Annotated in this window: 12 protein-coding genes; 8 read left to right on the forward strand and 4 right to left on the reverse strand. The window is 32.7% G+C overall.

Annotated features, from left to right (window positions below):
- The first annotated feature begins 114 nt into the window (after positions 1–114).
- A complete protein-coding gene (locus tag HM984_RS03110; RefSeq protein WP_179348082.1) occupies positions 115–849 on the forward strand; it encodes a TrmH family RNA methyltransferase in 735 nt (244 codons plus the stop codon).
- On the opposite strand, the gene porT is transcribed toward HM984_RS03110, so the two are convergent.
- Together porT and ubiE are read right to left on the reverse strand one after the other, a co-directional pair.
- Positions 836–1,552, reverse strand: coding sequence for a type IX secretion/gliding motility protein PorT/SprT (porT, locus tag HM984_RS03115; protein ID WP_115807771.1), 717 nt, complete (start codon positions 1,550–1,552; stop codon positions 836–838). The two genes, HM984_RS03110 and porT, sit on opposite strands and share 14 nt — an antisense overlap.
- Positions 1,553–1,554: 2 nt before the next feature.
- Positions 1,555–2,286 (reverse strand): bifunctional demethylmenaquinone methyltransferase/2-methoxy-6-polyprenyl-1,4-benzoquinol methylase UbiE, encoded by a 732-nt coding sequence (gene ubiE, locus HM984_RS03120; protein WP_179348083.1) that lies wholly within the window; start codon positions 2,284–2,286, stop codon positions 1,555–1,557.
- A gap of 135 nt (positions 2,287–2,421) precedes the next feature.
- Between ubiE and trkA the strand changes: the two genes are divergently transcribed.
- The 5 genes from trkA to HM984_RS03145 all read left to right on the forward strand — a co-directional run bounded on the left by trkA (position 2,422) and on the right by HM984_RS03145 (position 6,535).
- Positions 2,422–3,771, forward strand: a complete 1,350-nt coding sequence (gene trkA / locus HM984_RS03125) for a Trk system potassium transporter TrkA (RefSeq protein WP_179348084.1) — start codon at positions 2,422–2,424, stop codon at positions 3,769–3,771.
- A gap of 7 nt (positions 3,772–3,778) precedes the next feature.
- Positions 3,779–5,281, forward strand: coding sequence for a TrkH family potassium uptake protein (locus tag HM984_RS03130; protein WP_179348085.1), 1,503 nt, complete (start codon positions 3,779–3,781; stop codon positions 5,279–5,281).
- A 164-nt stretch (positions 5,282–5,445) separates the two neighbouring features.
- Positions 5,446–5,694 (forward strand): hypothetical protein, encoded by a 249-nt coding sequence (locus HM984_RS03135; protein WP_179348086.1) that lies wholly within the window; start codon positions 5,446–5,448, stop codon positions 5,692–5,694.
- Positions 5,695–5,816: 122 nt separating this feature from the next.
- Positions 5,817–6,095 (forward strand): hypothetical protein, encoded by a 279-nt coding sequence (locus HM984_RS03140; RefSeq protein WP_179348087.1) that lies wholly within the window; start codon positions 5,817–5,819, stop codon positions 6,093–6,095.
- Positions 6,096–6,280: 185 nt separating this feature from the next.
- Positions 6,281–6,535: a hypothetical protein gene (locus tag HM984_RS03145; protein WP_115807765.1), complete on the forward strand. Its 255-nt coding sequence runs from the start codon at positions 6,281–6,283 to the stop codon at positions 6,533–6,535.
- Between the two features lie 106 nt (positions 6,536–6,641).
- On the opposite strand, the gene HM984_RS03150 is transcribed toward HM984_RS03145, so the two are convergent.
- On the reverse strand, positions 6,642–7,826 hold the full coding sequence (locus HM984_RS03150) for a pyridoxal phosphate-dependent aminotransferase (RefSeq protein ID WP_179348088.1): 1,185 nt from the start codon (positions 7,824–7,826) through the stop codon (positions 6,642–6,644).
- 32 nt (positions 7,827–7,858) lie between these two features.
- On the reverse strand, positions 7,859–8,956 hold the full coding sequence (locus HM984_RS03155; protein ID WP_179348089.1) for a fatty acid desaturase family protein: 1,098 nt from the start codon (positions 8,954–8,956) through the stop codon (positions 7,859–7,861).
- A gap of 144 nt (positions 8,957–9,100) precedes the next feature.
- On the opposite strand from HM984_RS03155, the gene rsmG reads away from it, so the two are divergent.
- Positions 9,101–9,730 carry a 16S rRNA (guanine(527)-N(7))-methyltransferase RsmG gene (gene rsmG, locus HM984_RS03160; protein ID WP_179348090.1) on the forward strand — a complete coding sequence of 210 codons (630 nt, stop codon included), beginning with the start codon at positions 9,101–9,103 and terminating at the stop codon, positions 9,728–9,730.
- A gap of 167 nt (positions 9,731–9,897) precedes the next feature.
- Positions 9,898–12,465 (forward strand): toxin-antitoxin system YwqK family antitoxin, encoded by a 2,568-nt coding sequence (locus HM984_RS03165; protein ID WP_179348091.1) that lies wholly within the window; start codon positions 9,898–9,900, stop codon positions 12,463–12,465.
- Positions 12,466–12,481 lie beyond the last annotated feature (16 nt).

The following is a 12,481-nucleotide window of genomic DNA, read 5'->3' on the forward strand; positions in this document are numbered from 1 at the left end:
ACCATTTCTCCTTTAGAAATAGCATAGTCAACTTAATTTCGAAACGATTTTAAATCAAAAAAGGTTTACTTTGTCTTTTTAAGTGTTTCGTCTAACAAATGTAAAGACATTTTAATGTTATCAAAGAATCAAATAAAGTTAATTAAGAGTTTAAGTCAAAAAAAAGGCAGACAACAAAACGGTCTGTTTATTGTTGAAGGCATAAAGGGAATTTCAGAATTTCTAAAGTCCGACTATAACTTGAAACATCTCTATACTACTGAATCTATTTTTGAGGCCTCAATTGATTTGATTTCGGAAATCTCAGAAGTTGAATTAAAAAAAATATCAGCACTTAAAAACCCAAATACAGCTTTAGCTATTTTTGAAATTCCAATAGAAATACCATCTCAAGACAATGGTTTAATTGTTGCTTTAGATGACGTCAGAGATCCTGGTAATTTAGGGACTATAATTAGACTTTGCGATTGGTACGGTATTAAAGATTTAGTGTGTAGTTTAAATACTGTAGATTGTTATAATTCTAAAGTAGTACAAGCAACGATGGGGTCTTTAACGCGTGTAAATGTGCAATATGTAGATTTAGAGGACTATTTAGAATCTCGTAAAACAGAAGTGTTTGGTACGCTTTTAGCTGGTGAAAACATTTATACCACAACATTGCCAAATGAAGGTGTTATAATTCTCGGAAATGAAGCGAATGGGATTTCAGAAGCCATTAAAGAAAAAGTGAATAGAAAAATAACTATTCCTCAATTTGGTACAGTTAAGGAAACGGAAAGTTTAAATGTTGCCAATGCAACAGCAATATTGTTAAGTGAGTTTAGACGCCGGACTATTGAAAAGTAAAATTGATAAAAACACCTCTAGTTTGCATTTGTGAGATGTTGCTTGTCCACGGACTATCAGGATCAACATCTTGAATGATTTCGTCATTTAAAGAAAATATACCACGGATAGATGGTGTAAATTTAAAATAAGGTAGATAGAAATCAATACCAAAACCCAGTTCGTAGAAATAGGTGTTCTTAGTCATTCTAAACTCTCCAGAACTATTATCATTAGGGTTGTCTTCATTACTAGATAAGTTTAAAGCCGTAGAAAATCCACCAACAATAAAAGGTTTAAAATTATTAATACGTTTTGTCGATATTTTTAATAACAAAGGAATATGCACGTATGTGGATTTTACTTCTCGCAATAAATCCGAGTCATTAAATGTTGTACCCTGAAAATAGCTTTCATCGTAATTTAAGTTTCTTGTCGTGAAAAATACTCCTGGTTCAAGTCTTAAATTCATGTATTCATTAATACGCATGTCACCAATAAGTCCTAGGTGAAACCCAAAAGTTTTATCCACTAAGACATCTTCTAAATTTTCATAATAGTCGAAATTAAAGTCGTATTGGTTAAAACCTAAAAAATAACCCCAAGTCAAAAACTTTTGATCAATATTATCTACAGCATTTGCTACTTTTTCTTTTGTAAAAAGTTGAGCAGACATGCTTTGAAATGCGAGTATAAATACTAAAAGAAAAAAGAAACGCTTCATTACTATACTTTAGATGCTGAATAAATAGTTGCCACTCCCATCGTTTGTGGTTTGTGTTCCACATTAATAAACCCAATTTTTCTTAAAATATTGTTTAAGGCCTCTCCGTATGGAAAAAGAGATGCTGATTCGCTTAGATAACTATAAGCTACTTTATCTTTTGAAAAGAGTTTTCCTATGGTTGGCATAATTAGTTTGCAATGTACGTTGTAACCCGCTTTATAAAAAGGATTTGTAGGTACAGAAGTTTCGAGAATAACAAAGATACCATTTGGTTTTAGCACTCTTAAAATTTCTGCAAGTCCTTTTTCTAAGTGTTCAAAATTACGAACACCAAAAGCTACGGTTATGGCATCAAAGGTATTGTCTTCAAAAGGTAAATCTTCAGAGTCACCAATAATCATAGAAATAATACCGTCTAAATTTTTAGAGCTAATTTTTTTACGACCAACTTCTAGCATGCCATCGCTAATATCTAAACCAATAATTTCTTTAGCGTTTGTAGAGGTTAAACTAATGGCTAAATCTCCAGTTCCTGTTGCGATGTCTAAAATATTTCCTGGTTTGGTTTTGGCAACCATTTCTACAACCTTATTTCTCCATTTTACATCTATTCCAAAAGAAATCACACGGTTTAAACCATCATATTCGTTAGAAATGGTATCGAACATTTTAGTGACCTGATCTTTTTTAGATTGGTCGCTGTCCTTATATGGGTTTACTTTTTCAGCCATAAAAATTTTTGGCAAATATACTAAGAAGTTATAAGGGGAGCTAAAACTTATAAGTTTATCAGTACCTAAAGTGTTTAAAGTTGTACCTAGTTAGAAGTTCTTAGTATATTTGTACTCTTATTTCAAAGAAATATAATGAAAATAATAATCGCAGGTGCAGGTGAAGTAGGATTTCATTTGGCGAAACTTTTATCCTACGAATCACAAGAAATCACTTTAATTGATACAAAGAAAGATAGTTTAGGATATGCTGCTGAGCACTTGGATATTAGAACTATTAAGGGAGATGCTACCTCTATTTCAATTTTAAGAGATGCGCGTATAGATACAGCAGCTTTATTTATTGCTGTAACATCTTCAGAAACTACAAATATTACGGCTTGTGTTTTAGCGAAACAGTTAGGTGCAAAACGAACGATTGCACGTATTTCAAATACTGAATTTATTGATAATAAAGAAACTGTTGGGTTTTCGAAATTTGGAATTGATGAATTGATTTCACCAGAATCTTTAGCGGCTTCTGAAATAGGATTACTTCTAAATCAGTACGGTTTTAATGATACTTATGAGTTTGAAGACGGAGCATTAACTATGCTAGGTTTGCGTTTGTCTAGAACAGCAACTTTCGTGGATAAAACGGTGAAAGAAGCGGCGGAAATTTATCCGGAATTAAATTTTATTCCTATTGCAATTCAGCGTTTAGGGACACAATACACTATCATTCCACGTGGTGATACCATTTTTAAAGAAGGAGATAAAGTTGTTTTTGTGACGTCTAAAGGAGGTGATGATGAGTTATTTAAATTATCAGGAAAGGTTAAAGTTGCGATTAAGAATGTTATGATTCTTGGTGGAAGCCAAATTGGTTTTCAAACAGCTAAGGATTTGTGTTCAAGCAAGTTTAATGTTAAGTTAGTTGAAAGTAGGAGAGGTAAAGCTGAGGAATTGGCTGAAGACGTTCCAAATGCTTTAGTTATTTGTGGTGATGGTAGAAATGTAGATATTTTAGATGAAGAAAATATCTCGGATATGGATGCCTTTATTGCTGTAACAGGTAATTCAGAAACCAATATTATGTCTTGTCTGTTAGCGAAATCTAAAGGCGTAAAGAAAACCATTGCTTTGGTTGAAAATATGGATTATTATCAATTATCACAATCTATTGGAATTGATACCTTAATCAATAAAAAATTATTAGCAGCAAACAATATCTTTAGGTATATAAGAAAAGGCGAGGTGGTTGCTATGACCAAGTTAACCAACATGAATGCTGAACTTTTAGAGTTTGTTGTGAAACCAAAATCTAAAATCACGAATAAGGTTATTAAAGACGTGAAATTTCCGAAATCTGCTATTATTGGCGGAGTGATTAGAGATGGAAAAGGATCAATACCATTAGGGAGTTTCAAAATTCAACCTGGAGATCGGGTTGTGGTTTGTTGTTTACCACGGTCTATTTCTGAAGTAGAACGTTTTTTCTCGTAATAGCGATATGTCTAGAATAAAACTTAATTATAAAATCATTTTTCACTTCTTTGGATTGCTATTAATGTTTAATGGTGGCTTTATGCTTACTGCAACATTAATAAGTCTTATCTACAAAGACGGTGTCACTTTAGAATTATTTTTAGCAGGTCTCGTAACCCTTTTAATAGGAGGTTTGGCAATGTATAGAACAAAGGGCCATCGCAAGGAGATGAATAAACGCGAAGGCTATATTATTGTTGCTTTTGGTTGGATTGTAATGTCACTTACAGGGACACTGCCGTATATAGCCACTGGAGCTATTCCTTCTTTTACCGATGCTTTTTTTGAAACCATGTCTGGTTATACGACGACTGGTGCTAGTATTTTAAATGATATTGAAATCATTCCTGAAGGCGTTTTGTTTTGGAGAAGTATGACGCATTGGATTGGTGGTATGGGTATTATCGTTTTGGCGATTGCAATATTACCATTATTAGGAGTAGGTGGTATGCAATTGTTTACTGCAGAAGCTCCAGGGCCGAGTGCAGATAAATTACATCCAAGAATTACAGATACAGCAAAACGATTATGGCTTATTTATGTGGGATATACAGTTGCTGAAACTGTATTGTTACAACTTGCTGGTATGTCCTTCTTCGATGCCATAAACCATGCGTTGAGTACATTATCTACGGGAGGTTTTTCTACTAAAAATGCGAGTGTTGCCTATTGGAATGATAATCCTTTGATACAATACATTATTATATTCTTTATGTTTTTAGCTGGTACTAATTTTGTGCTGAGTTATTATCTATTTAAAGGAAAAGTGTCTAAAATTTTAAAAGATGAAGAGTTTAAACTCTACTTTAAATTTATTGTCATTTTCACGCTTATCGCGGCCGTTTTAATCTATTTTAAAGCCGATGTGTCTCAGTCCACTATAATTCATCCAATGGTTTTAGGTGAAGCGGAAAGTGCGTTAAGACACGCGTTGTTTCAGGTGTTATCTGTAATTACAACAACAGGTTTTATAAGTGCGGATTATACCATGTGGACACCCTTTTTAACCGTTTTCTTTTTTGGAATGATGTTTTTAGGTGGTTCTGCCGGAAGTACCTCTGGTGGTGTAAAAGTAATGCGTCAATTGATTTTAATTAAAAACAGTTTTTTAGAATTTAAGCGTGCTTTACATCCTAATGCTATTATACCTGTGCGCTATAATGGTAAATCGGTATCTAAAGATATTGTATTTAACGTACTTGGATTTTTTATTCTTTATATGTTGTCCTTTATTGTTGGAGCCTTAGTGTTTTCTATGTTTGATATGGATTTTACATCTGCGATCGGATTGTCAGCATCTAGTTTAGGAAACGTCGGGCCTGCTTTGGGTGATTTTGGACCTGTAAATAATTATGCTGCATTACCACCTTTAGGAAAATGGTGGGCGTCTTTTTTAATGCTTATTGGTCGATTGGAATTGTTTACCGTTCTAATATTATTGACTCCTTTCTTTTGGAGGAATAGATAAATTTTCAACTTTTTTTAAGATTTTTTTAAAACATAGCTAGCCTATATTTTTACTAATACTTTGTGAGTTTTTAATACTCGAATTCCCGATATACTTGAAACACCAGCTGTAACATTTATATGGATTGTACGTCTTATTTGTATAATCAATTAAAATCATCAATCATGGAATTAGCATTAAACACCACATTAGAATTTGTACCAGAACCCATTGCGGTATCTCATTTTACAACACAAGGATTATTAAATTCAAATTACAAATCCATAGTGAGACAAAACTTTAGAACGTTAGCTTCAAAATCTGTATTTGGAATTAGACAACGCTCAAAATCTATTCAATTCAATACGGTAAATCATACAGCTGTTCTCTTAAAATTAGCTGTATTTGCCATCTTTCTCATCGCTCTATTTTAAGCGTATACACCGATCCTTTTAACTGACACAGTTTCGTGTCTTTTATAACCTATAGCACATGTTACATTATGTATTGATGTGAATCCTTATATCTCAGTTTTAAATTTAAAAACTAAAGAATTATGCCTTCTAACTCAATGAATGTCATTAACTATAATCGTAGTCAACTTCCACAGCGCGATAGGTTTAAGAATGTGCTTGGTGGTTATAAATCAAATCGTAAAACGGAATATAATTTGCCTAAAGCGACGACGAAGCAGCTTAAGGAAATAGGGAAACGATTACGAGAAGAACGAAAAGTGAGGATGCTAAAAGTAATCGTACTTACTTTTGTTTTATTACTTGTTTTTTACTGCGTCTTAGTATATTCTATGGATGGTATGATAGAATTATTAGGCTAGGTTTTAACTAATAATCAAAAGCCCATCTCTTAATTTTAAGGGATTGTATGAGGTAGTGAATATTCGTAATATTTTACGAGCTTTACGCTGAAAATCCTATTTTTATTCATTTATTTTGATTATTTCGTAAATTATTTCGTATTTTCAACATTAACAATAGTTTCATTACTTAAACAGTTTTATATATGAAAGCTAGAATGACAAATGATATGGAAGATAAAACAGTACGCGCGAAGCGTTCACATTTTACAACTAAAGGTTTATTGAACTCCGATTATAAGCGCACTGTAAAATCTAATTTCAAAAGAGCAAGTAAAAAATCCCTATTTGGTATTAAGCAAAGAGTTAAATCACCTAGAATGTGTAAAACTAGCCATGCAACTTCTATGGTATTGAAAGTCTCTGTATTTGCAAGCGTTGCACTTGTGGCTTGTGTTTAAATATTGTTTGGTGTTTTTTTATAAAACAATTTAGTTAAAATAAGGCATAAAAAAAGTTGCAACATATAATGTTACAACTTTTGTCTTAAAATAGCTTATTATATATTTAGCTCAATGCTGTCTTAATACGTTTAATAGCTTCAATAATCTCTTTCTGTGATGCTGCATAAGAAATTCGGATACAATCCTTATTTCCAAAAGCTTCACCTGTAACAGTGGCAACTAAAGCTTCCTCAAGTAAAAATAGAGAAAAATCAGAGGCGTTATTTATTGTTTTTCCCTTTATAGTCTTTCCAAAGTATGAAGAGATATTAGGGAACACATAAAATGCTCCTTCTGGCTCATTGGTTTTAAAACCGTCGATTTCGCTCAATAAATTTAATATAAGAGAACGTCTTTCTTTAAACTCATCAACCATATACTTAATGCTTGATGGATCTGCTTCTAAAGCGGTAATTACGGCACGTTGCGCAATACAATTGGCACCACTCGTAATTTGACCTTGCATTTTGTTACATGCTCTAGCGATCCAATCTGGTGCTCCGATGTAACCAATTCTCCAACCTGTCATGGCAAATGCCTTAGACACTCCATTTACGGTTATAGTTCTATCAAACATGTCTTCAAATTCAGCCATACTAAAATGACCTCCTTTAAAATTAATATGTTCATATATTTCGTCTGAAACGATATAAATATTTGGGTGCTTTTTCAACACATCAGCTAAAGCTCTTAATTCAGCTTTGCTATAAACAGAACCACTTGGGTTACAAGGAGAACTGTACCAAATCATTTTAGTTTTTGGTGTAATGGCAGCTTCTAATTGTTCTGCTGTCATTTTAAAATCGGTATCTATAGAGGTTTGAACTTCCACAGGAACTCCATCGCTTAATTTTACAATATCACTATAACTCACCCAATACGGACAAGGTAAAATAACTTCGTCTCCAGGGTTAAGCATTACAGCAGCTATATTAGCTAATGATTGTTTTGCACCTGTAGAAACGACAACTTGTGGTAAGGTATAGTTAAGGTTATTGTCCCGTTTAAATTTTGTGATAATCGCCTCTTTCAATTCTACATAACCATCTACAGGAGTATAGCTATTGTAGTTTTGGTTGATGGCTTCAATCGCAGCATCTTTAATAAAATCAGGTGTATTAAAATCTGGTTCTCCCAAACTTAATCCAATAATGTCTTTTCCTTCTGCTCTAAGTTCTCTAGCTTTTGCTGCCATAGCAAGCGTAGCTGAGGTGGCTAGATTATTAATTCTATCCGATAGTTGATTCATTGTGGTTGGTTGTTTTAAAACTGGAACTTATATTATGCCATACTTGGCTTTCTACCTAATTCTTTTAGTTGTTGATAATGCTCTGAAATAGCAGTCCAAATAGAATTATATTCGTTATAAGGTAAACTAAATTCATGTGCTGTTTCTCTTACGATATCTGCTATGTTTTTATAGTGAACATGACTAATATTTGAAAACAAATGATGTTCAACTTGTCTATTTAAACCTCCAGTATAAAACTCAACAATCCAACTTTTAGGTGAAAAATTAGACGTTGTAAATAATTGGTGAATTGCCCAAGTATTTTTCATGTTTCCATTTTCGTCTGGTATAGGCATTTCGGTATTTGGCATAACGTGTGCTAATTGAAAAACAACACTTAGAATCATACCAGCTGTATAATGCATGATTAAAAATCCAATTAAAACTTGCCACCAAGCATAACCTAAAACCAATGGTAACACAACCCAAATAGTATAGTATAATATCTTACCAATAATTAACTTCGTCCATTGTGTCGCAGGATTTGGAAATTCACCATAAGATAATTTTCTTTTAAGGTATTGGTACGTTTGTTTAAAATCGGTTGTAATCGCCCAATTTACAGTTAATAAGCCATATAATAAGAAGGCATAATACTTTTGATATTTATGAATCTTTAACCATTTAGCATGTTTAGAAAAACGAATTATTCGTCCGGCATCAATGTCTTCATCATGACCCTGAATATTGGTATAGGTATGGTGTAGTACATTGTGTTGTACTTTCCAATTGTAATCGTTACCAGCTAATATATGAATGCTGCTTCCCATCAATTTGTTTACCCATTCTTTACTAGAAAAGGAACCATGGTTAGCATCGTGCATAACATTCATGCCCACTCCTGCCATTCCAACACCAATAATCATCATCGATATAACTTGAAGCCATACTGGTATGTTGTCAACCGTTAGCAATACCACTAATGGTCCAAGTAATAATGTAAACATTATTATAGCCTTTGTGTATAGTTTCCAGTTTCCTGTCTTTTTTATATTGTTGTCTTTGAAGTAACTATTAACGCGTTTGTTAAGTGTTCTGAAGAACTTTGCAGAATCCGTTCGAGAGAATTTTACGGTTTGTTGTGCCATTTAATCAGTTTTTTTATATTATAACGTTAGGGATTAGAAATCATTATAACAATGCAAAGATAGTTAATAAATAAAAAGCAAGCTTTATCGATTAACGTTAAATTATGAAGATTAAAAATAAGTATTTTTGTAAAAAATAAAAAAATGAAACTCATCCTAAAATACTTTCCTGATTTAACAGAAACTCAAATTCAACAATTTGAAGCTTTAGAAGGATTATATAAAGATTGGAATAGTAAAATCAACGTGATTTCTCGTAAAGATATTGATGAGTTATATTTAAGACATGTTTTACATTCTTTAGGTATTGCAAAAGTGATTAATTTTGCACCAGGTACTTCGATCTTAGATGTTGGTACAGGAGGAGGATTTCCGGGAGTGCCTTTGGCGATTTTGTTTCCAGAATGTCAATTTCATTTGGTAGATAGTATCAATAAAAAGCTAAAAGTTATTAATGCAGTCGCTGAAGCATTAGAACTTACTAATATAAAAACAACGCATAGTAGAGTAGAAGCTATTGATGAAACTTACGATTTTATTGTAAGTAGAGCTGTAACGACGATGCCAGAATTTACGACTTGGGTAAAAGGAAAAGTTGCCCGTACTCAGAAAAATGAGTTGAAAAATGGTATCCTTTATTTAAAAGGAGGTGATTTAACTGAGGAATTGAAGCAGTATAAAACGGTTAAAGCATTCTTGCTTTCTGATTATTTTGATGAAGCGTTTTTTGAAACTAAAAAGGTAATTCATTTACCATTAAAATTCAAAGCTTAATAAGTAGTAGTTTTGGGGTTGTCTAAATACTACTTTTAGAAATAGGCTGTTGACCTATGTTTAGTATTGAGAAATTCACGAGCTAAAAATTTATGATGCTGAAATGCGTTAATCAAATAGATGTGTTTTTTAAATTATATCTATCTCATTTTAAAATTTATTCAACAATGATTTTATCAAATTCTATTAAAACTGCTGCACTTCTATTTATGGTCAGTGTTTTCTTTATGCCCTTAAATTTGGACGCCCAGCAAGACACCATTTATTACAACAGGTCTTGGAAACACACTGCAAAAGATAGTGCTGCTTTTTTTAGGCCACCAGTTAAAAAAGAGGGTGATTTTTATAGAATTGAAGATTATTACATTTCGGGCCAAAAACAAATGAGCGGATTGTCTAAGTATGAAGATAAGGATTTTTGGGTAGAAAAAGTGAGCTGGTTTACGGAAGACGGCAAATTATACCAACAAGGTAATTACACCAAAAACAGATTAGATGGAGAGTTTATCACCTTTTTAAATGACAAAAAATTAAAGGCTATTTATAAAAATGGCCTGATCAAATCTGGTGCTCAGAATCATACTCAATTGACTAATCGCATTTATACTGAAGTTAAAAACGATACCGTAAAAGAGGTTGTGTATGACGATGATATAAACGGAATTCGTTACGAAAGTTTCAGAACGCTTAAAAAAGGTCATTTTAGAACGAAATACTACGATAAAAAAGGGGATGCCATTGGTGAAATTAATACCCTAAAAAATGGATTTCGAAAAGGGGTTGAAGTGTTTTATTATTTTGACCCTATGCGAGTGAAGCAAATTAACTATTATCCGTTTGAGAGGTTGTTAGGTCACGAGGATTATTATCCTAATGGTCAGATTCGGACAAAATTTCAAACTGAACCAGAATATAAAAAGACTTATTTTACTGAGGATGGAACCGAAATAGGGAGTGTTACTTACAATCTTTATAATGACTATCTAAAACCTATGGAAGGCACCGAAATTGTGTTTTCGTACAGTTATAAGGAAGAGGCCATGGGGCAAATTTTGTCTTCTAGAACCTACAATAATGGTCTACTTGAAAAAGAAGAACTATACTATGATGGCGGTAAGATAAAATCTCTAACAACATATACTAATAACATTAAAGAGCTTCAAGTTAGTTATGATGACACAGGCAATGAATTGTCTCGGATGGTTTATAAAAACTATTACCCATATACGGGTGTAGAAATTAGTGGAAACAAAAAATCGACTTACAATGAAGGAGAGCTTGTAGAGGAACTAAAATATTATACGGAAACTAATATTCTCTTTAGTAAAAAGAATAAGGAAGAAGAGGTCTATTATAATAAAGAAGGTGTTGTAATGGGAATCTTAAAAGTGGAGTACAAAAATAGATATGCGCAACCTTTAAATGGTACACGTTACGAAATTGGTTACGATTCTAAAATTTCAAATATTGAAACCTACAAAGATGGTAACGTTATTGAGCGGACTAAATTTATAACGAAACAAGTGGGTAAAGATAATTTGGTCGATTTTAAGGTCACCGAATACTATAATGCTGATCAATATAGTAAAACGAGAGAGGTAAACTATTACAGTAATGGGGCTAAACAAAGCGATATCACATACACGGATTATGATAAAACACTAGGGGAGTTTTACAATGACCAAAACGAATTAATAGGTACTTACGATTATGATAAAAAGCATGGTAAATTATATGAATTTTTCAATCTCTCAGATGAAATAAGGTTTATTAAAGAGGAAAAAAATGGTGATTTAGTGGCATCAAAACGGTTTGATTATGGTGTGGGAAGAGCTTACGGCGTTATTGATCCTGTATTAATCGAAGACGTTGATGTTAACTGTTGTGCTACGTTCTTTGATAAGTATGGAGAGGTCTTAGCTACAGTTAATTTTAAAAACGAATTACCTTGGGATGGTGAAATGTACGATATGGCCTCAAGAGTTATGTACACTGTAAAAGAAGGAAAACGTAATGGAACTTATAAGAAGTTTAATTATAATCACGAAATTGTTCTAGAAGAGGGGCATTATGTGAATGATAAAAAAGAAGGCTCTTTTAATTTTTACAATCAGTCTGGTCTATTACAATTTACAAGCACGTATAAGAATGATATTTTAGAGGGGAAATCTATCAATTATAACGAAGACGGAAAAGAGGTCTCTAGCATCATATATAAAGACGGAAAGCCTTTTGAAGGCACTAAGGTGCTATCTGTAGGTTATAATAGTAAGTCTACGCAAGAAATTTATAAAAATGGTCTCATCACGAAACGTATTTCTCATGATCTTCATGGTAAAAATGTGTCAATCTATAAGAATGGTGAGGTTGCTGAAACTATAGCATATCATATAGATTCTAATCATAAGCGATTGCAATATTCTTTAAATGAAAATTATATTGATGGTGAAGTCATTCGTTATGATAAAAACGGTAAAGAACAACATCGCGGTGTAGTAAAAAACTATAAATTAGAATCGGGTGTCATTTATTTATCAGCTCATAGTTTATATGATAATAGGGTGGCCTATATTATCTTAAAACGAAAAGAGGATATCGTACAATTAACTTTAGTAGGCGAAAAAGAAGAAACGCTCTTTTACGCTGAAGAAAAAGTGGAAGAAGGTTACGGCACGAAATACATTGATAAATTAAATGTCTACATCGATTACCTGCACCCAGAATCATTATACTAATATAGTTTGTAGAGCA

This window comes from Winogradskyella pacifica, from assembly GCF_013403915.1.
GTDB classification, from domain to species: domain Bacteria; phylum Bacteroidota; class Bacteroidia; order Flavobacteriales; family Flavobacteriaceae; genus Winogradskyella; species Winogradskyella pacifica.